The following is a 25,327-nucleotide window of genomic DNA, read 5'->3' on the forward strand; positions in this document are numbered from 1 at the left end:
CGGATCGGGTTATGACCTGATCAACAGGTGTGCGGAGCACGGAAGTCGGGAAGAGCCGCAGGAGCGAGTGTGCGGCGATGGGGGCGGCGGCGGTGGCGGACAGTTTCGATTTCACTCCCGGGGCACAGGTGCCGCTGATGGGCACCGCGGGCCAGACCGCGGCGACGTACGCCCTGGCGTCCGCGGCCTACCGGGACAACGAGATCGCGGAGATCCTCAAGGCAAACAACGACTGGCACAAGTCCGCGGTCAAACCGGGCCGCAAGTGGGCGACGATCTTCCGGCCGAACCTCGGGGAGGCGTTCTCCCTCGCGGTGCGGGACCGGATGGTCGGCGCGGGCCGCAAACCCCTCATCCAGTCCTTCGGCATGGAACCGCAGGTCGTCGTCGAGCACTGTCTCGCGGCGAACAACATCCGCCGGGAGCGCGACAACTGGCTCTCGGCGGTGATGGTCCTGTGCGGCCTGCTCTTCCTGCCCGGTCTGCTCCTCTGGCTGCTCGTCTTCCAGATCCGCTCCACGGTCGCCAAGCGGGACAAGCGCGCCGGCGCCCTCGGCACCACCGTGCTGGTCGCCGTGGGCGCCCTCGCGGTGATCTTCCTGCTCAGGATGCCGTTCGACGGTATCTGGGGCTGGTACGCCCGAGCCTGTGTGGTGCTGCCCGTGGTGGGCTGGTTCTGGGCCAAGCAGATCTGCGAACGCGCCGCCGCGGACCTGCGGGACCGCTGGGCCGGCCTGCTGGCCGGCGGCGGGGTCGGCGCCAAGATCCCCGAGGCCGTGCCCGGCAGCCCCAACGAGACCAAGGCCGAGCAGCTGCGCAAGGAGCTGGCCCGGCTCAGCGCCGAGCAGCGTTCCAACCTCGTCTTCTATGCCGGCCCCAAGGGCATCCTCGGCATGGGCACCCGCTGGGGCGCCTGGCAGCTCGCCGAGGATCTCGTACCGGCCGAGTCCGGCAAGGAGATCCACCCGTTCCGCAGCTGGGACGTCATACGCGCCATCCACGACCAGCTGCGCATGCTGGAGCGCACCCCCCTCAACACCGGTGGTTTCACGGCACCCTCCATCAAGCACTGGGTCGTCAGCCCCATCGGCGAGGGCGCCGGCGCCGTGGCCCGGCCCGAGAGCACCGACGTGGACGCCTACCAGTACAAGTCCCACGCGATACAGGAGATCTGCAACAAGCAGCACTTCGGCAGCGGCAACCGGCACTACCTGGGAGTCCAGTGGACGCTCTGGGACGGCCAGTTGATCATCACCATGATGGTCACGGTCACCGTGCTGCACCAGACGCTGCGCATCGAGGTGACCGGGCACGCCCTGGGCCCGGTGCACGGGCTGTTCACGACCGGACCGGCGGCCAAGGAGAAGGAAGTCCAGAAGTCGCTGAGGTTCTGGGAGACCCGCAAGGTGAAACTCCCCCTCGTCGACGCGGACGAGGTCGTACGGCTCTCCGCGCGCGCCCCGCTGACCTGGTACCCGCCACTGCTCAACTGGCTCGGTGGATCCATCGGCCTGCCCGAGCCGTTCGGCCTGCGGCACGCCTGGGCCGACCAGCCCTGGCGGCATCGCTTCATGGCCGACGACGCGCTGCGCGCCGCCACGCCGGTGCTCCGTGTGGTGCACAACGCCGCCATCAAGGTCCTGAAGGACAACGGCGTGGACACCGAGAAGTTCGGTTCCCGGGCCGGGTTCCTCAGCGGGGCGGTGCAGGACGTGTCGCCGCGGAAGGCGGACCTCTACGACGCGTGAGCGCTGCGCCGGCTGGGGGTGGGGGGTGCGTGGGGGTGAGGGTGCGTTGTCGGGCGCGGCCCGGTGACGAAAACCGCGCCCCCTCGACGGCTACACCGTCGGCCAGGCGTCCGCGAGCATCTTCCTCGTGTCGGCCAGGAGCTGCGGCAGGATCCGTGTGTGGCCGACGACCGGCATGAAGTTGGTGTCGCCGCCCCAGCGGGGAACGATGTGCTGGTGGAGGTGGGCCGCGATACCGGCACCCGCGACCGTGCCCTGGTTCATGCCGATGTTGAACCCGTGCGCGCCGGACGCGGCGCGCAGGGCGGTCATGGACTGCTTGGTCAGCTCGGCCAGCTCGGCGGTCTCCGGCCCGGTGAGGTCCGTGTAGTCGGCGACGTGGCGGTAGGGCACGACCATGAGGTGGCCGCCGTTGTACGGGTAGAGGTTGAGCACCGCGTACACGTGATCGCCGCGCCTGATGACCAGACCGTCCTCGTCCGACTTCGCCGGGATCGAGCAGAACGGACAGCCGTCGTCGGCCCCAGGACCGGTCGGCTTGTTCTCACCCTGGATGTACGCCATCCGGTGGGGTGTCCACAGGCGCTGGAACGCGTCCTGCGTTCCCACTCCGATCTGCTGCTCCGGCTCACTCGTCATGCAGTGCAGCATATTGCTTCGCCCGTTCGCGGCGTGTCGGCGGGTACCGCCGCGGGACGGGCGGGGCCAAGCTGAGCCGATGGACCTCGACAGCCGCGCGCTCCGCTGGGAGCAGCGCACCGGACGCGTCCTCGCCGGAGCGTCGGCCCTCTTCCTCTGCTCGTACGCGGTGCGGGTGCTCGCAAACGACCTTCCCCAGGGCTGGCTCGACCTCTGTCTCGCGGTGACGGTGCTGGCCTGGGTGGTCTTCGCGATCGACTACGCGGTGCGCTGGCGGCTGAGCGGGCTGGGGCCGAGGTTCGTACGCGTCCACTGGCTGGACACCGTCGTGCTGGTGCTGCCACTGCTGCGGCCCCTGCGCGTCGTGCAGATCCACGATGCCGTACAGCGTCACCACGAGCGGCCCCGGCTCTCCCTGCACGCGCGCGTGGCCGTCTACGCGGGTCTCTCGGTCACCCTGCTCGGCTTCACCGGCGCCCTCGCCGTCTATCAGCAGGAGCACGACGCACCGGGCGCGACGATCCTGACCTTCGGGGACGCCGTGTGGTGGACCTGCTCGACGCTCGCCACGGTCGGGTACGGCGACGTCACCCCCGTGACCCCGATGGGCCGGACGATCGCCGTGTTCCTGATGGCCTGCGGCCTTGCCCTGCTCGGCACGGTGACGGGGTCGTTCGGGTCGTGGCTGATCCAGGTGTTCGCGCGGGAGGACGAGGGGAGGCCCCCGGCGAGCTGAACGCTCCGGGGGCCTCCCTCCGTCACCGCGCCGCGGGGTACGGCCTCAGATCTGGACGCGGTCCTCCACGACCTTCGCGATCTTCGCGATGGCCTCCTCGACGGGGATGCCGTTCTCCTGGGAGCCGTCGCGGTAGCGGAAGGAGACGGCACCGGCGGCCATGTCCTCGTCGCCGGCGATGACCATGAACGGCACCTTGGCCTTCTGGGCGTTGCGGATCTTCTTCTGCATCCGGTCGGAGGAGGCGTCGACGTCGACGCGCAGCCCCTTCCTCTTCGCCTCGGCGGCGAACTTCTGCAGGTACTCCACGTGCGCGTCGCCGATCGGGATACCGACCGCCTGGACGGGCGCCAGCCACGCCGGGAACGCGCCCGCGTAGTGCTCCAGCAGCACCGCGAAGAACCGCTCGATCGAGCCGAACAGCGCGCGGTGGATCATGACCGGTCGCTGCTTGGAGCCGTCGGGGCCGGTGTACTCCAGGTCGAAGCGCTCGGGCAGGTTGAAGTCGAGCTGGACCGTGGACATCTGCCAGGTACGGCCGATCGCGTCCTTCGCCTGGACGGAGATCTTCGGGCCGTAGAACGCGGCGCCGCCCGGGTCGGGGACCAGCGGGAGGCCCTGCTTCTCCGCGACCTGGCGGAGCGTCTCGGTGGCCTCCTCCCACGCCTCGTCCGAGCCGACGAACTTCTCCGGGTCCTTGGTGGACAGCTCCAGGTAGAAGTCGGTGAGGCCGTAGTCGCGCAGCAGGTTCAGGACGAAGGTGAGCGTCTTGTCCAGCTCGTCCGCCATCTGCTCACGGGTGCAGTAGATGTGCGCGTCGTCCTGGGTGAAGCCGCGGGCCCGGGTCAGGCCGTGCACGACGCCGGACTTCTCGTACCGGTACACGGTCCCGAACTCGAAGAGGCGCAGCGGCAGTTCACGGTAGGAGCGACCGCGCGCGTCGAAGATCAGGTTGTGCATGGGGCAGTTCATGGGCTTGAGGTAGTAGTCCACGCCCTCGTCGAGCTGCATGGGCGGGTACATGCCGTCGGCGTACCAGTCCAGGTGGCCCGAGACCTCGAAGAGTTTCCCCTTCGTGGCGTGCGGGGTGTAGACGAACTCGTAGCCCTCCTCCTCGTGCCGGCGGCGCGAGTAGTCCTCCATGACCCGGCGGATGATGCCGCCCTTCGGGTGGAAGACGGCGAGGCCGGACCCGATCTCGTCCGGGATGGAGAACAGGTCGAGTTCGTTGCCCAGCTTGCGGTGGTCGCGCTTCTCGGCCTCGGCGAGGAAGTCGAGGTGCGCCTTCAGCTCCTCCTTGGAGGGCCAGGCGGTGCCGTAGATGCGCTGGAGCATCGGGTTCTTCTCACTGCCGCGCCAGTACGCGGCGGCGTTGCGCATCAGCTTGAACGCCGGGATGTTGCGGGTGGTGGGCAGGTGGGGACCGCGGCAGAGGTCCTTCCAGCACAGGTCACCGGTCTTGGCGTCCAGGTTGTCGTAGATCGTCAGCTCGCCGGCGCCGACCTCGACGTCCGCGCCGTCGTCGGAGGAGGCCGAGCCCTTGAGGCCGATCAGCTCCAGCTTGTACGGCTCGTCCGCCAGCTCCTCGCGGGCGGCCTCGTCGGTGACGACGCGGCGCGAGAAGCGCTGGCCGCGCCTCTGGATCTCCTGCATCTTCTTCTCTACGGCCTTGAGATCCTCGGGGGTGAACGGCCTCTCGACGTCGAAGTCGTAGTAGAACCCGTCCCGCACCGGCGGGCCGATGCCCAGCTTCGCCTCGGGGAACAGCTCCTGCACCGCCTGGGCCATGACGTGGGCGGTGGAGTGGCGCAGGATGTTGAGGCCGTCCTCGGAGGAGATCTCCACGGCCTCGACGGTCTCGCCGTCGCGCACCTCGTACGCGAGGTCCTTGAGCTCCCCGGCCACGCGGGCGGCCACGACGGTGCGCTCACCGGCGAAGAGGTCGGCGGCCGTAGTGCCCGTCGTCACCACGCGCTCGTCCCGCTCGGAATCGCGTTGGATGATCACACGGACGTCGGACACCGGTTTCTCCTACCTGAAGGGGCGGCCCGGCCGGTCTGCTGCGGCCTGGGCCATTGGGAAGGATCGTACCGAGCCCGGGGTGCTCCTCGCGAAACAGATACCTCAGTCCCCTCCGCAGGCCTCCTCGAAGAAGGCCGTGATCTCCGCGGTCTCCTGCAGCGACTTCATCAGCCGGTCCCGCTCCGCCTCGTCGACCTGCACGGGCGCGATCCCGTCGGCGTCCGTGAGCCGCCGGAACCCGCCGCGGCTCTCCAGCCTCCCGCGCACCCGGACCGGCAGCCCCACGAGATGCGCCTGCCCCGCGATCCGGTACGCCTCCTCGTCCAGGGTCATACGGACGTGCGGAACCGCGGCCCCGGCGAGGACCCGCAGCCGTACGGTGCCCTCGCCGCGCCCGGCGGACCGGCGCATCCGCACCACGGCTCCGGTGATCCGCACCGGCATCGAGGGCTCCTCCCGCAGATAGCGGGCCCCGGCCTCGCGCAGCACGGGCAGGTCGCCGGGTGAGAACTCGACGGGCTCGGCCGGTGATGCGCCGCCCTCGGGGACCCCGGCAGCCGGCGCCCAGTCGACGGCGACGCGGGCGCCCTCGGTGCCGCGGACGAGGGCGACGAGCGCCTCGGTCAGCTCATGGCTGACCCCGGCCTCGACGGCACCGTCGAAGGCCTCCATGCCACCGGTGGCGCGCCGGTAGTCGATGGCCTCGCGGGCGGCGTAGAGGGCCTGGTGCAGGCGCAGGGCGAGGGGGCGGCCGGTGGCCACGGGGACGAAGGCGGTGAGGCGGCGGCCGCCGGGGGCGGCGCCGACGAGGACGCTGTCCAGGGAGGCGGCGGCGGGCAGCCGGTGCCGGGCGCCGTAGTACCCGGCTCGCGCGCGGGTGGCCAGCGCCGCCGCGAGGAGCATCTGGCGGGCGGCCGCGCGCAGTTGGTCCTCGACACCCCAGGAGGCGGTGCCCAGGGCGCCGGTCGGCACGTCCCGCCACCAGTGGATCTCGTCGCTGGGCACGGTGAGCGCGACCAGTACGTCCCGCGCGGCGGGCGAGCCGCTGCGGGACAGCGCCGTGAGGGCCTCGCCGAGCAGGTCGTCGCTGTCGGGAAAGGCCCGGTTCTCGGGCACGAGCAGGCTCATGCCCCGCCCGGCCGGCCCCGGCGGGGTCCAGCGGCCGTACCGGCCGGCGGCTCCGCCGCGCCGCTGCCAGCCGTGCCGGCGCAGCAGGGCGCCGAGGACGGCCGGGTCGACCTGGTCGGGGTCGGGCGGCCGGGTCCAGGTGGGCTCGACGACGTGGGGGCGCACCCGGCGTACGGGCTCTCCGATGGGGCGGCGTACGGGCGCGCCCTCCTCGCGCGGACGGGGTGTCCGGCCGTCCTCGCCCTGCGGGCGGCTCGGCGTCCCGTCGTCCGCGTAGGGGTGGCGGCCGGAGGTGTCCGCGCGGTGTGGGCGCCGGGCGGACGCGTCGTCGTGGGGCCGTCGTCCGGGTCCCTCGTCGTAGCGGCGCGCGCCGGAGTCGTCGTCGATGGGGCCGTGGGTCACGGTCTGCCTCCCGTTCCGACCCGCGTCATGATCTCGCAGAGCGCTCGGTCGTCGAAGATGCGCGAGGTCGGTATGCGCACGGTGGTGCGCCGCCGGCCGGTGATCGGGTGTCCGGCGAGGTTGATCCAATAGCAGCAGTGCCGCAGGTCGAGCCGGTCGTGGCCGGCCCGCAGCCACTGCTCCTGCGAGCGGGGGACGATCATCACGACCAGGATCTTGTGCACCGAGACGGGGGTGCGGGCCAGCTTCGCCAGGTGCTGGTTGTCGAGGGTGAAGGAGAAGAACCGGCCCGCCGGGTTCGGCGCGAGCTGGTAGGTGGCCTTGAGCTGCACCTTGATGGTGACCTCGTCGTCGACCGTGTGACCGGGCGAGCCGTGGCTGACGTGCCAGTCGATGCCGTTGTCCGGAAAGGGCTGGGAGAGCGAGCAGCCCGCCGCCGCGGCCACCGCGTGCAGATATCCCACCTGCAGTGTCTCCATGCAGGCGGTGGTGGCGAGGGAGCCGCGGAGCGGTGCCGCGTGCTCGGGCAGCAGCCCGCCCCGCTCGGGCTGCGCAATGGCCATGACCAACAGCCTTCCAGTGCTGGTGTTTCCCCGTACCGAGCCGCTGAACTGCGCAGACCCGTACTTCTGTTGTCTCCTTCCGGCGTACGGCGCAAACAGCCCGGGTATCACCAAACTGGCAGAAGACGGGACGTCAGCTGCCGTGGGTGAACAAGGAGTTGTGGACAGATGACGTGTTGGTACGAGGGGCCCCTGGCGGCGTTCGACACGGAGACCACGGGTGTGGACGTCGAGAACGACCGGATCGTGTCGGCCGCCGTGGTCGTCCAGGACGCGCCCGGTACCCGCCCCCGGGTGACCCGGTGGCTGGTGAACCCGGGCGTGCCGGTGCCCGCCGCGGCGACAGCGGTGCACGGGCTGACGGACGAGCGGCTGCAGCGCGACGGCCGCTGGCCGGCGCCGGTGATGGAGGAGATAGCCAGGGCGCTGGCCGAGCAGGCGGTACGCGGCCGCCCACTGGTGGTCATGAACGCGCCGTTCGATCTGACGCTGCTGGACCGTGAGTTGCGGCGGCACCGCGCGTCGTCGCTGGACCGCTGGTTCGAGACGACACCGCTGCGGGTCCTCGACCCCCGGGTCCTGGACAAGCATCTGGACCGCTACCGCAAGGGCCGGCGCACGCTCACCGACTTGTGCGCGCACTACGAGGTGGTGCTCGACGGCGCGCACGACGCGGGAGCCGACGCCCAGGCGGCGATGGACGTCGTCCGCGCGGTGGGGCAGCGTTTCGCGACCCGACTGGCCCGCCTCTCCCCCGCCGAACTGCACACGCTGCAGGCCGTGTGGCACGCGGCGCAGGCCCGCGGCCTGCAGGCCTGGTTCGCGCGCAGTGGCACGGAGGAGGCGGTGGACCCGGCGTGGCCGCTGCGTCCGGACATGCCGGCGGCGGCATGAAAGAAGCCGGTCCGCGTGTGCGGACCGGCTCTACCCGGTGGGCGATACTGGGTTCGAACCAGTGACCTCTTCGGTGTGAACGAAGCGCTCTCCCACTGAGCTAATCGCCCGGGAACGGACTGAACCATACAGGTCCCGACGGGTCTGGTTCAAACCGCTTGGCCGTGCGACCCGAGGTGGGCGAGGAGTCCGCGTCGTCCCGCCCGCATCATCAGGGTGTGGTTGGCGCGGAACAGGGGCCGTCCCGGTACGGCGAGGCGCCGCAGCAAGGGCTTGGTGACGTCGACCTCCTGGTCGTAGAGGGCGAGGGTGCCGGGCCCGTCGGCGGTGACCGTCCAGCGGGCCCAGCCGTTCAGGTCGCCGGTCATCGCGATCTCCAGGACGCCGGCCGTAGCGTCACGCCGTACGGCCCGCGCGGTCAGGACGAGTTCGTACGGCACGACCGAGCGGATCCGGAGGGTGCCGGTGGTGTCGTCGATCCGGACCACCTCGCGGACCTGGGGCCACCAGCGCGGATAGTCCTCCGGGCGCTGGAGCGCGTCGTAGACGGCGGTGGGCGGCGCGGGCAGGCTCCAGCGGCTGCGGAAGCGGTAGTGACACCAGTCCATGGTCGGATTGTGCCCGCGCGGAGGCCCTGCGTGCGGGATCTGAGTACCACCTGAGTACGTGGACTCATGTCGCGCGGCGTGCCGCCGACCACACTGCGTGGCATGACGCCCTTTCCGTCCCCTGCCGAGGAACTGCGGGTCCTCGACGCCGAACTGCGGCAGCTCGACGCCCGCCGCGTGTTCCTGCTGACACGCCGCGCCTGGCTCGTCAACGCCCTGTACACGGCGGCGCCCGTGTCCGGCGCGCCCACTGCCCCGCCCGCGCGGCGCCCCGAGGCGACGGCGCCGAACGTCCAGAACGTGCTGCTGGTCCTCGGCGGCGTCCTGCTGACCGTCGCGGCGATCGCGTTCACGCTGGTCAGCTGGGGGCACCTGGGGATCGGCGGCCGGGCCCTGGTGCTCGGTGGAGTGACCGTGGCCGCGCTCGGCGCGCCGTGGGCGCTCCTGCGTCGTGGCCTGCGCTCGACCGCGGAGGCGGTCTCGGGCCTCGGCCTCGCCCTCACCGTCCTGGACGCGTACGCCCTGCACGAGGTCGCGTTCGCCGGGGCGGACGGCACGGGCTACGCGGCGGCCGCGTCGGCGGTGCTGGCGGCGGCGTGGGCGGCGTACGGGCTCGTCCTGCGGCCGGCACCGGGGGCGGCGGACCCGGCGGTCTCTTGGAGCGCCCTTGCCCTGCCCCTCCCGCTCGCTCTGGTCGCAGCTCAACTCCCCCTTCTCCTCTGGACGTTCGCCAGGGGCGCGGGAGTGGAGGCGGTCGCGGCCGTGCTGCTGGTGACCGCGGCGGCCGACACCGCGATCGCACTCCGGGTGTCCCTGAGGCCGGTACGGACCGTCGCCGTCGTCGGCGCGTTCGGCTGGGGCGCCTGGGGTGTGGCGTCGGCCGGCTGGCTGTCGTGGGCCGCCGCCGGCCCGGGGGCCGCCGTCCGTGCGGCGGCGCTCCTCGCCCTCGCCGCGGCGATCGCCCTGACGACCGCCCGGTTCGCCCCGAAGCCCGCCCTGTCCCTCGGCACCGCACTCGCCGGCGGTCTCCTGGTGGTCGTCGGCGCCGGTGGCGTCGCCCGCTCGGTCCTGCCCGGGGTCTGGACGGTCCCGGCCCATCTCCTGTGCGGTACAGCCCTGTTGGCCGCCGTTCGGACGCGGGCCCCCGAGCCCGTACGCCGGGGCCTCGTGCACGCTTCCCGCGTCGTTCAGGGACTGGCCGTGGCCACCACGCTGCCGACCGTGGTCGTGGCGCTGCTCGGCCCGGTGGGCCGGATCGAGCGGGTCTGGTCGGGCGCGCCCGCCGACGCCCGCGCCGCGGTGACGCTCGACGTGCCCTGGCCGCCGAACCCGGCGACCGTGCCCCTCGTGCTCGCCGTCGTCGCCGGGGTGCTGGCCGTGGCCGCCCGCACCGTCTCCTGGCGCACCCCGGCCCTGGTCGGCGCCCTCGTCCTCGCCTGGGCGACGGCCCTGGTGCTCCCCCCGGTCCTCGAACTGCCCTTCACGGCGGGGCTGGTGGCGCAGGGCCTCCTGGTCGCGGCCGCCCTGGGGCTCGCCGTGTCCGTCCGGTCGGCGGAGCCCGGGCTCCTCCGAGCCCCGCTGCCCCTCGCGGGTGTCGTACTGGCCCTCGTCACCTCCGTGAGCCTGGCCCTGCTCTCCCTGGCCACCGAGGCGGCGACGCTCACCGTCCTCGCCACCTTGACGGCCCTGTTCGCGGCGGCCGCTCGACACCGGCGCACCGGCCCTCTCACGGCGCCCGCCGCCCTCGTCCACGCCACCGCCCTGGCCTGCGCGATCGGCGCCTCCGTCGGCTGGGAGCCGCGGCACACGGCGCTGCTCGTCCTCGCCGTCCCGGCCGGCGCGGCCCTGCTCGCGGCCCGCCTCGGCGACTCACCCCTGACCATCCCGGTCGAGGCGGCCGGCGCCGCCGCCGGCCTCCTGGCCATCGGCCTCTCCGCCACGCACCCGCCCCTGCTGGCCCTGACCCTCGCGCTCTGCGGAGTCATCGTGATGGGCACAGCCGTCCGACCGGACCGCCGCCGGCTCGGCCACGCGGCCACCGTCCTGCTCGTCCTGGCCTCCTGGGTACGGCTCGCGGCCTGGGAGGTCGGTTCCCCGGAGGCGTACACCCTGCCGGTGACCGTCCCGGCCCTGCTCGTCGGCCTGCTGCGCAGGCGCCGGGACCCGGCCGCCTCGTCCTGGACGGCGTACGGACCGGGCCTCGCCGTCACGCTCGTCCCGAGCCTCGTCGCGGCCTGGGGCGACGCGCACTGGCTCCGCCCGCTGCTGCTGGGCGCCGCTGCCCTGGCCGTCACCCTGCTGGGCGCCCGCCACCGCCTCCAGTCCCCGCTGCTCCTCGGCGGCGCCACCCTCGCCCTGGTCACCCTGCACGAACTGGCGCCCTACATCGCCCAGGTCGTCGACGCCCTCCCCCGTTGGGCGCCTCCCGCACTGGCGGGCCTGGTCCTGTTGGCAGCGGGCGCCACCTACGAACAACGCCTGCGCGACGCCCGCCGCGTACGGGACGCGCTGGGCAGACTGACCTGAGGCGCGCGCCCCTCAGGGGCGCGGGGGAACTGCGCGACCAGCCACAACGATCCCGTAGTTCCCCAACCGGCCCCAGACTCCCCGGGCCCTGCGCCCCACCCAGCGGAGCGTCACGGCATCTTGTCGCCCACCAACGCCAGGTTCTGGATCGCCGCCAGCCCGTACAGCGCCGTCGCGTTGGTCGACACCCACGCGGCCTCGCTGCCCGGCACGAGTGCTGTCGGCCCCTCGATCTTCTTGGTGGTCCAGTCGGTCGACTCCTTGTAGTCCCAGGTGTCGGCGCTGTTGTAGAACTGCCGCCACGCACGGGCCGCGAGCTTGTCGTCCTTCAACTGCACGGCGGCGTACGCGTCCTGCCGCGAGTGGCCCTGGAAGAGCAGCAGGGTGCCGAAGTTGGAGCCGTACCGCGCGGCCTGTTCCGCCTTCGTCGCGTTGAAGTAGCGGCAGTAGTCGAGCCATGCCTCCTTGAACTTGGGCATCTCGATCTGGTCGAGCAGTTCCGCGCACATCTCGACCAGCCCGAACATGGCCGACAGGTGCGACACCCCGACCACCGGCTTGTCCGCCACGGCGAACTTCCCGGTGTCCAGGTCGTACAGCCCGGTGCCCTGGACGAAGCCGTTGGGCTGCGCGGCGATCGTCTCCATGGTCGACAGGACGCGCGCCCTGGCCTTCTCCCACTTGGGGCCGCGCCGCTCCCACTCGGTCAGCCACGCGGACACGAGCCCGGACCAGTCGGTGCCGAAGCCGATCGACAGCGCGTTGCGGTCGGGGGTGTAGGGCTCGGTGCGGATCTTGCGGATGGGGTCGAGGACGAGGAACGTCTCATCGGAGTCGACGTTGGCGTGCATGAGGTCGCCGACGCGTTCGTCGGCGGTGAGGAAGTAGTAATAGCGGCGGTAGGTGGTGTTGGCGATCCGCTGCTGCTTGGCGCTGTCGGCGTAGTGCTGGACACCATGGCGGGTACCGAGTCCGGCCCACTTCCCCAGGTGGTAGACGTCGACCTCGCCGGTGTGGCGGGTCATGGCCTCGGCGAAGCGGAAGATGTCCGCGCGGCCGGAGCGCATGTACGCGAACCAGAGCCACAGGTCCGGCGAGAGTTCGGAGTTGTCCCAGGCGTAACCGCCGACGTCGTAGCACCACTGGTGACGGCTGGGGTCGTAGCTGTGCATGATGTCGCCGTAGTCCCAGAAGCCGTACCACCGGCGCATCTCCACCTGGTCCTTGTAGTAGGTGAAGAGGAAATCGAGGTGGTCCTCGATCTTCGCCTTGGCGGCGGTGGACCGGTCGGGTTCGGCGAACAGCCTGCCGAAGACGCCCGCCTTGACGAGCTGCTTGGGCGGGGCGGCGAGCTGTGGGGGCGTGCGGACGGCCTCGACCTGCCGGGCCATCGCCTCGGCGCCCGGCGTGGACTCGTGGGCCCAGAAGAGGAGTTCGCTGGTGCGGGCGATGCCGTAGGGGGTGCCGAAGCCGGGCTCGTAGTCCTCGTAGGTGATGTTGAGGCCTTCGAGCTGCTCGGCGTAGGTGTCCTGGCCCATGCCGTCGTGGTAGAAGCGCAGGTCCATGGGCCGTGCCTCGGGCGACCAGAGCCAGAGGGTGACCTCGGCGGTGTCAGTCTGCGCGTCGCGGATGTCGAGCTGGGCGGGGAACTTCTCCCAGAAGTCCCGCAGGCCGAAGGCGAACCCGCCGGACGCGCCACCGACGTACCCGAAGCCGCTGGCCCGCCGGCCACCGCCGGCCGGGATCCAGCCGTGGCCCTTCTTGGTGCGCTTGCGGACACCGAAGCCGTCGGCGGACAGCTGCGAGAGCGTGTAGTCGCCCCACTCGGGGATGTACTGCAGACGGGTCGTGACACGCTGGTCCCAGGTGGAGGGGTCGGGCAGCTTCTTCCCCTCGAACTGGGCGGTGCGCACCGCGGCCCCCGGGTCGCGCCGCAGCCCCGTGACGCCCTTGACCGCCTCGCGCAGCAGACCCGTGCCCTCGCCGCCGATACGGATGTGACGGTCGTACGCGGCGTCGCGCATCGGTACCTCGAAGCGGACGCCGATGCCCCGGACGAAGTCGCCGCCGGCCTTTCCGGCCTGCTGGTCGCCGTCGAAGGTGACGGTGTGCACCATGCGGAACGACTCCGCGCCCGCGTAGAAGTAGAGGCGGATCGAGAAGGGCAGCCAGCTGTGGCTTCCTCTGCGGTGCTTGCCGTCGATGCGGACCACGGCACGCACCGGGCCCTCCTGCTCGACCTCGACCTCGTCGATGAGGCTCTCGTAGCGCTGGGTCTTCTCCGTGCCCTGGTCGCCCTCCTCGACCTCGGGCTGGCGCAGCAGTACCAGATGGCCGCTGTGGGCGATCTCGGTGGAGCCCCGCAGCACGGACTTCACGAGCGTGGAGCCGGACTTGCCGATCTTGGCGGTGATGACTCCGGTCGACACGTCGATGGTGGTGGCGCGCTCGTCGACGGTGACCTTCTTCGCCGGCGCCGCCGGTGTGCCCGCCGCGAGGGTGAGCTTGCCGGAGCCGGCGCCCGCGCCCACCGCGTGCGCAGTCCACTTCACGGAGCCGTCGGGCCAGTAGCCGATCGGCCAGGACTGCACGGGGACGGCCTTGCCGTCCGCGTCGACCAAAGAGAACGACTGTTCCTTTTCGCAGGCTCCCTTGGGCCACGGCACACCCACGGTCGAACCGGGGGCGGCGCCGAGCCCTCCGTCCTCGAGCCAGTCCAGGGTCACCGGATCCGCTTTCGCCGCCTCGGCCGGCGGGGCGGCCTGCGCGTCCGCGCTCCCCAGCGCCCAGCTGAACTGCGCGGCGGCTCCTGCGACGGCGGCCGCCTTGAGAAGGGACCTGCGGTCGATCGGGGACATGGCCTTTCCTTTCCGTACGGGACGTCTTGCGTGCTGGTGGTCAGGGGCATGACAGAGAGTGGTGCAATGCGACGCCTCCGGGGCGTCGGCCTGGACGGACGGCACCGCCCGCCGCGGTCAGCGACGGCGGTACCGCTCCTCCACGGCCACGGCCGCCGCCGCGACGGCCCCGAGGACCGGGATCGCCAGCGGCGCGACGAACCAGGCGGAACAGACCACCACGGCCAGTCCGCCGACGAGCAGGAACGACCCGGCGGGGTCGAGCACGGTCCGCCGCCCGGCCGCACCGAGCAGCGCGCGCCAGGTGTCGCCGGGCCGCCAGACCGCCGCCGCGCGCAGTCCGGCGACCACGGCGCCGATCAGCGCGAGCACACCGACCACGCCGACCAGCGGCCCGCCCGGAATCCCGGCGCGTACGGCCCGGACGTCCACCCACACCGCCGCGAGCGCCACCCATCCGGCGAGCCCGACGAGCAGGCCGCCGCGCACCGCCGCCCGGAAGTCGGCCCAGAACTCCCGCCAGCCGCCGCCCTCATGGGCCGTACGGCGCCTGAGGTGCCGGGAGCCGGCGGCGAACGCGGCGGGGTAGGTCAGCAGGGGCAGGGAGGCCAGCGCGATCCACAAACCGGTGAGCAGGCACTCGGCGAACAGCGCGAACCGTTCGGCGAGCACCGACTCCTCGCGGGGAGCGGCGGTCCTCGCCCGGGCACGGGACTGGGCCATGGTCAGCTCCCCTCAGCCCTTCAGGCCCGAGGTGGCCATGCCGTCGATCAGATAGCGCTGGAAGGCGAGGAAGAAGGCGAGCACCGGCAGCAGGGCCACCAGCGACATCGCGATCATGCCGCCGTAGTTGGCCACGGCGTCCTGGTCCACGAACATCTTCAGACCGAGCGAGACCGTGTACTTGTCGGGCTCGTTCAGATAGATCAACGGACCCATGAAGTCGTTCCAGGAGTTGATGAAGGTGAAGATCGCACTGGTGATCAGCGCGGGCCGGCACAGCGGCAGCACGATCGACCAGTAGATCCGGAAGTGCCCGCAGCCGTCGAGCCGGGCCGCCTCGTCGAGCTCCTTGGGCAGGTTCCGCATGAACTGGACCATCAGGAAGACGAAGAACGCCTCCGTCGCCAGGAACTTCGGAAGCAGCAGCGGGGTGTACTCGTTGATCATTCCCATGTTGCGGAACAGCACGTACTGCGGGATGAGCAGCACGTGGTAGGGCAACAGGAGCGTGCCGATCATCAGCGTGAAGAGCAGGTTGCGGCCCGCGAACCTGATCTTCGCGAAGGCGTACGCCGTCAGCGAGCAGGACACCAGGATCCCGATCACCGAGCCGACGGCGAGCGTGAGCGAGTTGAGGAAGAACGTGGAGATGGGGATGTCGGCGATACCGTCGGCGAGCCGGGTGTAGTTCTCGATGACCGGGTCGCCGGGCAGCAGGTCCAGGCTGCCGACGATGTCCTCGCTCCTCTTGAGCGAGCCGCCGACGACCCAGATCACCGGGTAGAGGATCACCGCGAGGATCGCGAGCGACCCGAGGTGCCAGGCGAGGGAGCCCGGCAGTCTGCGCCGCAGGGCCCCCGTCCGCGTGGAGGGTACCGGGGCCGGGGTGATCTCGGTGGCCTGTGCGCTCATCGGGCACCCTCCTCGTAGTGCACCCAGCGCTTCTGGGACCAGAACAGCACCGCCGTCACCAGGGCGACCGCGACCAGCAGCAGCCAGGCCATCGCGGAGGCCAGTCCCATCCGGCTGTTCTCGAAGCCCTGGACGTACAGATAACAGGTGTAGACCATGGAGCCGTCGGCCGGACCGCAGGCATTGCCGCCGGCGCCGCCACCGACGATGTACGCCGAGCTGAAGATCTGGAACGAGTGGATCGTCTCCAGCAGGACGTTGAAGAAGAGGACCGGGGAGATCATCGGCAGGGTGATGTTCCAGAACCGCCGGAACGTCCCCGCCCCGTCGACCTCGGCCGCCTCGTACAGCTCACGCGGCACCTGCTTGAGACCGGCGAGGAAGATGACCATGGGGGCACCGAACTGCCAGACGGTGAGCGCCACCAGGCTGTAGATGATCATTTCCGGATCGCCGGTCCAGCCGCCGACGTCGATGCCGAAGATCTTCTGCGTACGGTCGACGATCGCGTCGTCGGAGAAGATCGCCTTCCAGACGATCGCGATGGAGACGCTGGCGCCGATCAGCGACGGCGCGTAGAAGGCGGCCCGGTAGAACGCCTGCCCGCGCCGCTTCTGGGCCAGGAGCAGCGCCACGCCGAGGGCCGCGATCAGCTTCAGGGGCGTGCCCACGGCCACGTACCAGAGGGTGACCCGCACCGAGTGGCGCCAGCGCGGGTCGGCGAACATCTCGGAGAAGTTGTCGAGGCCGATCCACCGAGGCGCGTCGAACAGGTTGTAGTCGGTGAAGGCGAAGTAGAGCGAGGCGATCATCGGGCCTGCCGTGAGCAGCAGGAATCCGGCGATCCAGGGGGACATGAAGAGATAGCCGGCCAGGTTCTCCCGGCGGCCCCGCCGCTTGAGCGCGGCGGGGCGGGGAGCCTTGGCCGGACGCTGCCGCGGCTCGGAGTCCCGGGTCGGGTCCTCCGTCGCAGGGGCGTGTGTCACGGCGGTTCCCATCAGATGCCGAGAGCCGTCTTCGACTCGGTGAAGAACTGCTTGACGGCGTCGTCCACCGAGCGCGTGCCCAGCCCGAGTTCCTCTCCGATGCGCAGGAACGCGGCCTCGCAGATGTCCGCGCCGTTCGGGTGCGGGGTGATGGGCTCCAGGACACCGGCCGCGACGAGGGACTCCTCGTACGCGGCGATCGCCTTGTTGACCGGGTCGGTCGGCTGGAACGCGTCGTACTGGGCCTGCGTCGCGGGCACCCCGCGGTCGTAGCCCATGATCTTGGCAACCTCGGGCTCGTGCACCATGAAGTCGATGAACTGGGCGACCTCCTTGGGATGCTGGGTGCGCTTGGACGCGCTGAGCATCAGGGAGCCGAGGTACTGACCGGTCTTCTTGCCGTCGGTGGTGGGGATGGGCGCGAGGCCGTACTCGCTCTTGCCCTCGGAGGTGTAACGGACCGTGAAGTTGTCCCAGGTGAACTCACCGGCGGCGAGTTCCGCGGCGACCGCCGACTTGGGCTTGATCTGCGCGACCTTCTTCGGGTCGGCGTAGAGGCCCTCCTCGATGCCCTTCCTGGCCTTGGCCCACCACTGCTTGAGATCCGCCTCGGTGAAGCCGAGCCCGTCCTCGGTGAAGAACGCCTTGCCGTTCTGGCGCAGGTAGAGGTCGTAGAGGTACATGACGCCGTACATGCCGCTGTCGCCGGCGCGCCCCGTCTTGTCGTGGATCTTCTTCATCGCCGCGTCGAAGTCGTCCCAGGTCCACCCCTGCTCGGGCTTGATGCCGGACTTGGCGTAGACGGGCTTGTCGATCACCAGGGCCATCGAGTTGGACCCGACCGGCACCCCGAGCAGCTTTCCGTCGACCTCGCCGAACTTCTCCAGGCCCGCTCTGAAGCCCTTCAGCGACAGGTGGCCCGCCTCGACCTGAGGGCTGAGATCGAGCAGCACATTCTTCGCGTCGTATTTCCGGAGGAAACCGACGGCATTCTGGAACACGTCCGGCGGATTTCCACCGGAGGCCTGCGTGTTGAACTTCTTCCAGAAGTCGGGATAGGGCTGGAAGTCGGTCTTGACCTTGATCTTCGGGTACTTCTTCTCGAAAAGCGCGATGGTCTTCTTGATGCGCTCCGCCCGGTCCTCGGCACCCCACCAGGCGTAACGGATCGTCACCGTTCCGTCCCCCGCGCCGCTGCCGCCGCCACAGGCCGTGGCCGTCGCCCCGAGCCCCGCGACGGCCAGTGAGGCTCCGGCCGCCTTGAGGACCGTCCGCCTCTCAACGTTCCTGTTCTGCTGCATGGTTGAGCCTCCCCGCGCCGTTGCGTCCGCGCCATGAATCGTTTCAAGTAAGCGCTTGCTGGCACAAGGTACGGAGACCCTCAGGAGACGTCAATGATTCGGACAGGAATTGATGGAAAGCGGTGTCATCGGCGGGCCGGGCACGAGGAGGCCGCAGGTGACGACCGGTCAAACGAAAGCGCAGGTCCGGCAGTTGCGATCGACGGGCCGAACGTGGGGCCGACCGAGGAGCCGCGAACGGAAGAGGCCGAAAGGAGCCAGTGGGGCGATCCTCGGAGCCGTCGACCGAACCGCCAGCGGACCAAGGCGGATCAGGTGAGCATCACCCCTCGGCGAGGACGAGAAGGCACCGGATTCGGCCAAATCGAGGCGGAACCGGGGACGCGCCTCGCACTCCACGGCCGTCGGCCGATCCCCCCGGCTGCAAACCCGTACGTCACCCGGCGCTGGCGAACCCCGCACGCACGCACCCCGACCCCACGCCCGACCCCACCCCGCGGCGACGACGAGAAGCGGCCCGGTCCACGTTTCCGTGGACCGGGCCGCCCTCATCCGGTGGGCGATACTGGGTTCGAACCAGTGACCTCTTCGGTGTGAACGAAGCGCTCTCCCACTGAGCTAATCGCCCGGACGCAGGAAGAACATTACCCCATGTCAGCGGGTGGCTCCGACCACGTTCCGCGGCCCCGCGCCGGCCCCGCCGTGATCACTGGTTCTTGATGTTCCAGGGCATCTCGAAGCCGAACTTCCAGACGTAGAAACCGACCAGAACGGCCACGATCACCAGGCCGATCGTCGTCAGGATGATGTTGCGGCGCCGGACCCTCGGATCGAGGGCGCGCTGGGTGGCCTCGGAGACCTTCCGCTTGGTCCAGCGGAGCACCAGCTGGGCCCAGACGAACTCCGTCGCCCAGATCGCCATGCCGGCGAAGATCACGAGCCAGCCCGGCCCGGGCAGCGGAAGCATGATCACACCCGCCACGACCACCGCGAGGCCGACGACGAAGACGGCCACCTGCCAGCTCATGTGCAGCATCCGCCGCGCCTTCACGAATTCCGGCGCACGGGATCCGAGCGGCGCTTCGTCCTCGGCCATATCGGCCTCACTGTTCGCTACATCCGTGTCACTCTTCGTTCCGTCGGCCGCCACACCGGCCTCCCCCGTACCGTGACTCCCCGTGTCCATACGGCCAAACCCTACCGGAGAGAAACCGGTCACCGGAATGGTCGTACCCACCGAAGACGGTCTCGGCCGGATGAGCTACCAAAAGCGACGCAAAACTCCCAGAGGGGTTTACAACGGCACCGTAGGTGGCATGTCGATTTCGCCGACGTGCGAATCCCCGAGCGCACACTGAGCGAAAGGCCTTGGCGCTTATGAACACCACGGTCAGCTGCGAGCTGCACCTGCGCCTCGTTGTGTCGAGCGAGTCCTCACTGCCCGTTCCCGCGGGACTGCGGTATGACACGGCCGATCCCTACGCCGTGCACGCCACCTTCCACACCGGAGCAGAGGAAACGGTCGAATGGGTGTTCGCCCGCGACCTCCTCGCCGAGGGCCTGCACCGGCCCACCGGCACCGGCGACGTCCGTGTCTGGCCGTCCCGCAGCCACGGCCAGGGCGTCGTGTGCATCGCCCTGAGCTCCCCGGAGGGCGAAGCCCTCCTCGAAGCCCCGGCGCGAGCCCTGGAGTCCTTCCTGAAGCGCACAGACGCCGCCGTGCCACCCGGCACGGAGCACCGGCACTTCGACCTCGATCAGGAGCTCTCGCACATCCTGGCCGAAAGCTAGGGCGAGGCCCCCACAGAGCCGCCCGGCGCCGTCCACTCGGGGAGACGGCTCGGGCCTGGACAACCGAATACGGCTTCGGGCCGACCCAACGGCGCCGTCGTCGCGGACCCCCGCGCGGCGGCGTCGGCATGTGGTCACCCAGCGCGACGACATCCGGGCGCCCGGCTGACCGCCCCGGCCCGCTCCCCGGCCGTCCGTCCCTGGCCCGTTCCGCACGGGACAGGGTGCTCCTGGCCGGTCGGCACCGGTCCACCGCCCCACCGAGCGATTACCATCGGCCAGCTCGGGCGGGCGCCCGCCCGACCCACGCAGGCCAGGGAGCGAAACGTGCTGATCACCCACGACACCCGGTGTTCCCTCGATGCCGTGGTGGATCTGGTGAACACCGCGCCGGACGACGAGACGGCGGCCGACGGGCTCGCGACCGTCGCGGCGCTCGCCGAGTTCGTGCGAAACCACGAGGTCAGCGATGTCGGCGTGCTGTCCGAGTTCGACCTCGCGGCCGTCCGCAGGGTCCGCGGCCGCTTCGCGGAGGTCTTCGCCGCCGCCGACGCGGCCTCGGCCGCGGCGGTCATCAACGACCTCATCGCCGCGGCGGGCACCACACCCCGGCTCACCGATCACGACGGCTACGACTGGCATGTGCACTACTTCGCGCCCGGCGCGTCGCTCGCCGACCATCTCTCGGCCGACTGCGGCATGGCACTGGCGTTCTTCGTCGTCGCCGGGGAACAGGAGCGGCTGCGCCGCTGTGAGGCTCCCGACTGCCGGCGCGCCTTCGTCGACCTCTCCCGCAACCGCTCGCGCCGCTACTGCGACAGCCGCACCTGCGGAAACCGGCTGCATGTGGCCGCCTACCGGGCACGCCGCAAGGAGGCGGCGGGCTGAACCGGCTCCGTCCGGCGCGAAGGCCGGTGCCGGATGATCGCCGGACACGGGACTGACGGAGCCCTGGACGGATGACGCCAGGGGCTCCGTTTACGGCTCAGAGCATCAGCAGATCGTGCAGTGACGCCATGAGCAGCAGGCAGCCGATCACCGCTAGGAAGATCATCAGCGGTGGCTGGGAGAGCGCGAAGAGACAACCTCGACGCTCCTCCGGTGGGGCGACAGTGTCGCTCTGTGTTGTGTCCAGCATCTCGCCGCGATGATGACGCAGCGAAGCCCCACCGCGCGATCAATCCGCCCGGAATGACGGAGAGTTCGCCAATATCCACAAAGTGTGGAACGAACGTGATCACTTCGCGGTCGCCGCCCGACCTTCTGTGTCGTTTCAGTCCGCGGGCCCCGGCGGCGGGTACGCGGGGCTCTCTCCGGTCAGATGCCGTGCTTCTTCAGGATCGCCTCGATGTCGCTGAAGTCGTCGCCCCCCGCCGAGGCAGCCGACCCCGTGGCCCGCGGGGACGCCGCCGGACGGGCCGCCGGCCGTGCGCCCTGACCCAGCGAGGGTGCCGAGGCCGCCGGGGCTATCGCTCCGGTGCGGGACGCCTTGGCCTCCTTGCGTTCCCTGCCCGGGGCACCGCGGCGCCGCTCCACGGCGCGGGTGCTCATGAACAGGAACCAGGCGGCGCCGAGCACGCCGAAGCCGGCCCAGGCGGTCGGGCTGAAGGCGGTGTCGGCCAGCCACTCGACGACCCCGGTCATCACCAGGCCGAGGGGCACGAGGGAGTAGGCCGCGATGCGGGCCGCCCTGAGGAAACGCTTCCGGTACGCCGTGATCGCGGCGATGCCCAGGCCTGCCGCGGAGACGGCGGCACACACGGTCTCGGCAATCATCCGGTCCTCCAGGCGGTGCGCGGTCGGTCGGTCTCGTTGCGTCCCTTCCATCCTGCACCGCCACGCGTCCGATATGCCATGGTCCGGGGGAGACCTCAGGGAGATCTCCGGGTCGCCTCGGGGTCGGCCCCGGCACCGGGCAGCTGGGAGACTGATCTCCATGAACGACTCCTCCCCCGTCCCCACCGCCGTCGTCCTGGACGTCTGGTGCGAACTCCAGTGCTCCGACTGCCGGGGCGCCCTCGACGACATCCGCGCGCTGCGGGACCGCTACGGCGACCGGCTCGACGTGCGGCTGCGGCACTTCCCGCTGGAGAAGCACAAGCACGCCTTCGCCGCCGCGCAGGCGGCCGAGGAGGCGGCGGAGCAGGGGCGGGCGTGGCCGTACGTCGAGGCCGTGCTCGGGCGGGTCGAGGAGCTGGACCGGGCCGGAGAGCCGTTCCTCGTCGAGGTCGCCCGTGAACTCGGCCTGGACGCCGAGGAGTTCGACACCGCGCTCATCGACGGCCGGCACATCCTGATCGTCGACGCCGACCAGGCCGAGGGCAAGGCGATCGGTGTGACGGGCACGCCCACGTACGTCATCGGCGGCGAGCGTCTCGACGGCGGCAAGAGCCAGGCAGGGCTGCGCGAGCGGATCGAGGAGATCACCGACCGGCTGCTGGCCGGGGGCGCCTGATCCCGGCCAGCAGGGTCGGACCGGGGTCGGGGGCCGAGCGCGCCGCAAGCGCACCGGGCGCGGGCAGCCGTCGGCCCGCGAGGAAGGCCGCCCCAGGGCCGTGACCCGCGGCGGCCGACGCGGGCCGGCCGAAGACGACCCGGGCCCGCCGCCCGCCCGCCGTCGGCCCACCCGCCGTCGCCCCGCTCCCGGCGCGGTCGTCAGAGCAGCGGCTTGGACAGGTGGTGGGCCGTCGTCTCGTAGCCGAGGGAGTCGTAGAGGCATTCGGCCCGGGCGTTGCCCGCGAAGACGTTGAGTGCGATGGCGGTCTTCCCGGCCGCCACCGCCTGGGCCTCGGCCAGCAGCATGAGCGAACGGCCGTGCCCCCGGCCCCGGTGCGCGGCGTCCGCCTCCACGTCGTACACGAACGCGGGGTCGTCGGCCATCCACAGCCACAGCGTGCCGACCCTCGTGCCCTCGTGCTCCAGCACGCTGCACAGGTTGTTCGCGGAGGCCACCCCGTGCGGCAGGCAGCGCACATAGTCCTCGGTGGCCCTGGCGTACGCCTCCGCCTCGGGCACGCCGCGGGTGATCAGGTCGTGGGCGTAGCCCTCCAGCCCGGCCTCCTTCCAGGGCTCGTACTCGGCCTCGGTCATGGGCCGGCCCCTGCTGCCCGCGGGCAGTGCGGGCGGGGTGCCGTCGAGGGGCTTGCGCATGCTCCGGTTGCGCAGGACGTAGCCGAGCGCCTGGGTCAGCCGCAGCGCGGGCTCGGCGCCCGCCGGGACGGACGCCTCGATCCGCCGGCAGCCCCAGCCCCGGGCCACCTCCTCGGCGGCGAGCGCGGCCACTGTCGCTCTGCCGCGCCGCCGGTCCGGTTCGTCGATGCGCAGGTCCAGGATCCGGGCGGCCGAGGAGCCGGGGCCGGGGCGTGTGCCGAGGTGGATCTCGCCGGCCGGTCGGCTGTTCACGCACACCTGGTAGCGGCGCGAACGGGATCCGTCGGCGGCGTGCTGAAGCGGCTCGATGGGCCGCAGGGTGGTGGTCATCAGGGGTGTTCTACCCGCCGTGGCGCGTGGAGTCCGCCGAATATCGGCAGCCTTCACGGATCGAGGCCTTCACGGATCGCGCCGACACGGGTCGCGGCTTTCACGGATCGAGGTCGTCGCCGGACCGTTCGTCGAAGATCCGCATCGCCTTGGCCGTCACCGGGCCCGGCGTGGCGGAGAGTTCACGGGCGTCGACGCGGTGCACGGCCTGCACGTCGCGCAGGCTCGACGTCAGGAAGACCTCGTCGGCGCGATCCAGGACGTCCAGCGGCAGATCGGTCTCGCGGGCGCCGGTCCACTCGACGACGAGGGCGCGGGTGATGCCCGCGAGACAGCCGGAGGCGACCGGCGGGGTGTGGATCTCACCGTCGAGGACGACGAAGACGTTGGAGCCCGTGCCCTCGCAGAGGCGTCCCACCGTGTTGGCGAACAGTGCTTCGGTGGCGCCCTGTTCGTGGGCGCGCGCGAGGGCGACGACGTTCTCGGCGTACGAGGTGGTCTTCAGGCCGGTGAGGGCGCCTCGCTCGTTGCGGGTCCAGGGGACGGTGATCGCGGCGGTGGAGTCGGCGCGGCGGGCGGTCTCGCCGAGGGCCACGACGAGGGTCGGGCCGTGGTCTCCCCGGTCGGAGCCGAGCGGGGAGACGCCGCCGGTGTAGGTGATGCGGAGCCGGCCGAGCGCCACCGGGTTGGCCTCCACGACGGCCGAGCAGGCGCGGCGCACCTCGTCGAGGTCGGGCTCGGGCAGGCCGAGTCCGCGCGCCGAGAGGGCCAGCCGGTCGAGATGGCGGGTCAGCGCGAACGGCCGGCCGCCGACCGTCTTCGCGGTCTCGAAGACGCCGTCACCCACGGTCAGTCCGTGGTCGAGGACGGAGACACGGGCGGAGTCGATGTCCTGCAGTCCGCCGTCGAGCCAGATCTTCACGTAAGGGTCCTCCCACTCGCCTCGTACGTCCCCGACGCTACCGCGAGGAGCCTGGCCGCCTTCAGTTCGGTCTCCCGCCACTCCGCCTCGGGGTCCGACCCCCAGGTGATGCCGGCGCCCGTACCGAAACGCAGTTCGCCCGCCGCCCGGTCGATCCAGAAGGTGCGGATCCCGACCGCCAGCTCGCCCGTCCCCCGGTCGGCGTCGACCCAGCCGATACCGCCGGTGTACGGGCCGCGCGGCGCGGTCTCCAGGGCGTCGATGATGCGCAGGGCGCTCGACTTGGGCGCGCCGGTGACGGACCCGGGCGGGAAGGCGGCGGCGAGCAGCTCCGGCCAGCCGGCGTCGTCGCGCAGTTCGCCGCGCACCGTCGACACCAGGTGCACGAGCCCCGGATGCTTCTCGACGACGCACAGGTCCGGCACGGTCACCGACCCGGTGGCGCAGACCTGTCCGATGTCGTTGCGGACCAGGTCGACGATCATGACGTTCTCGGCGTGGTCCTTCTCCAGGAGGTCGGCCTCGGTGCGTCCGGTGCCCTTGATCGGGCCCGAGGCGACGACCCGGCGGTCGCGGCGCAGGAAGAGTTCGGGCGAGGCGGTGGCGATCTCGACGCCGTGCACCGGGAGACGAATCGTTCCTGCATAAGGTGCCGGGTTGCCACGGGCCAGCAGTGCGGTCAGCGCGTCCACGTCGGCGTCCGGGGCGACCGGCGCGGACAGCACCCGGCAGAGGTTCGCCTGGTACACCTCACCGGCGGCGATGTGCTCGCGGATGCGGCGGACGCCCGCCGTGTACGCGGCGCGGTCGAGGGACGTCGTCCAGTCACCGACTCCGGGCCCGCGCCACCGTCCCGGCACCGGGGCCGGCGCGGACTCGCGACGTACGTCACGGAAACGCGCGCACACCAGACCGCCCTCGTAGTCCGCGCACACGGCCCAGAAGCCGGAGGAGTCCAGGGCAGCGGCGTCGCTGGTCACATCGGTGAGACCGGAGGCCACGAGGTCGCCGAAGCGGGCGAGGGGAGGGAGGTCGGACACGCAGTCGAGTCTAGGACGGGTGCCCCGCGGGCGGGCCCGGCCGGGTCG

General features: G+C 71.3%; 23 protein-coding genes and 2 tRNA genes. 7 read left to right on the forward strand and 18 right to left on the reverse strand.

The window, feature by feature from the left end; all coding sequences use genetic code 11:
• Positions 1-77: 77 nt before the first annotated feature.
• Positions 78-1,748, forward strand: coding sequence for a hypothetical protein (locus ACFU5F_RS18240; RefSeq protein ID WP_383888004.1), 1,671 nt, complete (start codon positions 78-80; stop codon positions 1,746-1,748).
• A gap of 90 nt (positions 1,749-1,838) precedes the next feature.
• On the opposite strand, the gene ACFU5F_RS18245 is transcribed toward ACFU5F_RS18240, so the two are convergent.
• Positions 1,839-2,399, reverse strand: a complete 561-nt coding sequence (locus tag ACFU5F_RS18245; RefSeq protein ID WP_383888006.1) for an HIT family protein — start codon at positions 2,397-2,399, stop codon at positions 1,839-1,841.
• A gap of 67 nt (positions 2,400-2,466) precedes the next feature.
• Here ACFU5F_RS18245 and ACFU5F_RS18250 point away from each other — a divergent pair, with 67 nt between their 5' ends.
• Entirely contained in the window at positions 2,467-3,123 is a 657-nt protein-coding gene (locus tag ACFU5F_RS18250; RefSeq protein WP_383888008.1) for a potassium channel family protein, read from the forward strand.
• 45 nt (positions 3,124-3,168) lie between these two features.
• On the opposite strand, the gene thrS is transcribed toward ACFU5F_RS18250, so the two are convergent.
• The 3 genes from thrS to ACFU5F_RS18265 all read right to left on the reverse strand — a co-directional run bounded on the left by thrS (position 3,169) and on the right by ACFU5F_RS18265 (position 7,238).
• On the reverse strand, positions 3,169-5,145 hold the full coding sequence (thrS, locus tag ACFU5F_RS18255) for a threonine--tRNA ligase (protein WP_383888010.1): 1,977 nt from the start codon (positions 5,143-5,145) through the stop codon (positions 3,169-3,171).
• 102 nt (positions 5,146-5,247) lie between these two features.
• Entirely contained in the window at positions 5,248-6,675 is a 1,428-nt protein-coding gene (locus tag ACFU5F_RS18260) for a hypothetical protein (protein ID WP_383888012.1), read from the reverse strand.
• Complete coding sequence (locus ACFU5F_RS18265) at positions 6,672-7,238, reverse strand: DUF4365 domain-containing protein (protein WP_037725663.1); 567 nt, start codon at positions 7,236-7,238, stop codon at positions 6,672-6,674. Before ACFU5F_RS18265 ends, ACFU5F_RS18260 begins: the two co-directional genes overlap by 4 nt.
• Before the next feature lie 168 nt (positions 7,239-7,406).
• Here ACFU5F_RS18265 and ACFU5F_RS18270 point away from each other — a divergent pair, with 168 nt between their 5' ends.
• Complete coding sequence (locus tag ACFU5F_RS18270) at positions 7,407-8,132, forward strand: 3'-5' exonuclease (protein WP_383888015.1); 726 nt, start codon at positions 7,407-7,409, stop codon at positions 8,130-8,132.
• A gap of 38 nt (positions 8,133-8,170) precedes the next feature.
• Here ACFU5F_RS18270 and ACFU5F_RS18275 read toward each other — a convergent pair.
• Both ACFU5F_RS18275 and ACFU5F_RS18280 read right to left on the reverse strand, forming a co-directional pair.
• Positions 8,171-8,242, reverse strand: a tRNA-Val gene (locus ACFU5F_RS18275).
• Positions 8,243-8,281: 39 nt separating this feature from the next.
• Positions 8,282-8,740: an SRPBCC family protein gene (locus ACFU5F_RS18280; protein WP_383888017.1), complete on the reverse strand. Its 459-nt coding sequence runs from the start codon at positions 8,738-8,740 to the stop codon at positions 8,282-8,284.
• A gap of 102 nt (positions 8,741-8,842) precedes the next feature.
• On the opposite strand from ACFU5F_RS18280, the gene ACFU5F_RS18285 reads away from it, so the two are divergent.
• Complete coding sequence (locus ACFU5F_RS18285; protein ID WP_383888019.1) at positions 8,843-11,266, forward strand: SCO7613 C-terminal domain-containing membrane protein; 2,424 nt, start codon at positions 8,843-8,845, stop codon at positions 11,264-11,266.
• A gap of 110 nt (positions 11,267-11,376) precedes the next feature.
• Here the strand turns inward: ACFU5F_RS18285 and ACFU5F_RS18290 are convergent, their stop codons facing one another.
• The 7 genes from ACFU5F_RS18290 to ACFU5F_RS18320 all read right to left on the reverse strand — a co-directional run bounded on the left by ACFU5F_RS18290 (position 11,377) and on the right by ACFU5F_RS18320 (position 19,232).
• Entirely contained in the window at positions 11,377-14,124 is a 2,748-nt protein-coding gene (locus ACFU5F_RS18290) for a Tat pathway signal sequence domain protein (protein ID WP_383888021.1), read from the reverse strand.
• A gap of 117 nt (positions 14,125-14,241) precedes the next feature.
• Positions 14,242-14,847 carry a hypothetical protein gene (locus tag ACFU5F_RS18295; protein ID WP_383888023.1) on the reverse strand — a complete coding sequence of 202 codons (606 nt, stop codon included), beginning with the start codon at positions 14,845-14,847 and terminating at the stop codon, positions 14,242-14,244.
• A gap of 12 nt (positions 14,848-14,859) precedes the next feature.
• A complete protein-coding gene (locus ACFU5F_RS18300; RefSeq protein ID WP_383888025.1) occupies positions 14,860-15,759 on the reverse strand; it encodes a carbohydrate ABC transporter permease in 900 nt (299 codons plus the stop codon).
• Positions 15,756-16,757, reverse strand: coding sequence for a carbohydrate ABC transporter permease (locus tag ACFU5F_RS18305; protein ID WP_383888027.1), 1,002 nt, complete (start codon positions 16,755-16,757; stop codon positions 15,756-15,758). Before ACFU5F_RS18305 ends, ACFU5F_RS18300 begins: the two co-directional genes overlap by 4 nt.
• On the reverse strand, positions 16,757-18,046 hold the full coding sequence (locus tag ACFU5F_RS18310) for an ABC transporter substrate-binding protein (RefSeq protein ID WP_383888029.1): 1,290 nt from the start codon (positions 18,044-18,046) through the stop codon (positions 16,757-16,759). The genes ACFU5F_RS18305 and ACFU5F_RS18310 overlap by 1 nt, the downstream gene beginning before the upstream one ends.
• 556 nt (positions 18,047-18,602) lie before the next feature.
• A tRNA-Val gene (locus ACFU5F_RS18315) sits at positions 18,603-18,674 on the reverse strand.
• A 78-nt stretch (positions 18,675-18,752) separates the two neighbouring features.
• Positions 18,753-19,232: a TIGR02611 family protein gene (locus ACFU5F_RS18320; RefSeq protein ID WP_383888031.1), complete on the reverse strand. Its 480-nt coding sequence runs from the start codon at positions 19,230-19,232 to the stop codon at positions 18,753-18,755.
• 191 nt (positions 19,233-19,423) lie between these two features.
• Here ACFU5F_RS18320 and ACFU5F_RS18325 point away from each other — a divergent pair, with 191 nt between their 5' ends.
• Complete coding sequence (locus ACFU5F_RS18325) at positions 19,424-19,837, forward strand: SsgA family sporulation/cell division regulator (RefSeq protein WP_004002642.1); 414 nt, start codon at positions 19,424-19,426, stop codon at positions 19,835-19,837.
• A 327-nt stretch (positions 19,838-20,164) separates the two neighbouring features.
• Entirely contained in the window at positions 20,165-20,725 is a 561-nt protein-coding gene (locus ACFU5F_RS18330) for a CGNR zinc finger domain-containing protein (protein ID WP_383888033.1), read from the forward strand.
• 97 nt (positions 20,726-20,822) lie between these two features.
• On the opposite strand, the gene ACFU5F_RS18335 is transcribed toward ACFU5F_RS18330, so the two are convergent.
• Positions 20,823-20,975: a hypothetical protein gene (locus ACFU5F_RS18335; RefSeq protein WP_013004980.1), complete on the reverse strand. Its 153-nt coding sequence runs from the start codon at positions 20,973-20,975 to the stop codon at positions 20,823-20,825.
• A gap of 179 nt (positions 20,976-21,154) precedes the next feature.
• Positions 21,155-21,613, reverse strand: coding sequence for a hypothetical protein (locus tag ACFU5F_RS18340; protein ID WP_383888036.1), 459 nt, complete (start codon positions 21,611-21,613; stop codon positions 21,155-21,157).
• A 160-nt stretch (positions 21,614-21,773) separates the two neighbouring features.
• On the opposite strand from ACFU5F_RS18340, the gene ACFU5F_RS18345 reads away from it, so the two are divergent.
• The gene (locus ACFU5F_RS18345; RefSeq protein WP_383888037.1) at positions 21,774-22,292 is read left to right on the forward strand and encodes a DsbA family protein; all 519 of its coding nucleotides are present in this window, start codon (positions 21,774-21,776) and stop codon (positions 22,290-22,292) included.
• 200 nt (positions 22,293-22,492) lie between these two features.
• Here the strand turns inward: ACFU5F_RS18345 and ACFU5F_RS18350 are convergent, their stop codons facing one another.
• The 3 genes from ACFU5F_RS18350 to ACFU5F_RS18360 form a co-directional block, all read right to left on the reverse strand.
• Positions 22,493-23,317, reverse strand: coding sequence for a GNAT family N-acetyltransferase (locus tag ACFU5F_RS18350; RefSeq protein ID WP_383888039.1), 825 nt, complete (start codon positions 23,315-23,317; stop codon positions 22,493-22,495).
• Between the two features lie 100 nt (positions 23,318-23,417).
• A complete protein-coding gene (locus tag ACFU5F_RS18355) occupies positions 23,418-24,239 on the reverse strand; it encodes an aminotransferase class IV (protein ID WP_383888041.1) in 822 nt (273 codons plus the stop codon).
• Complete coding sequence (locus ACFU5F_RS18360; RefSeq protein WP_383888042.1) at positions 24,236-25,279, reverse strand: chorismate-binding protein; 1,044 nt, start codon at positions 25,277-25,279, stop codon at positions 24,236-24,238. Before ACFU5F_RS18360 ends, ACFU5F_RS18355 begins: the two co-directional genes overlap by 4 nt.
• Positions 25,280-25,327 lie beyond the last annotated feature (48 nt).

Source organism: Streptomyces sp. NPDC057438 (genome assembly GCF_042802995.1).
Classification (GTDB): domain Bacteria; phylum Actinomycetota; class Actinomycetes; order Streptomycetales; family Streptomycetaceae; genus Streptomyces.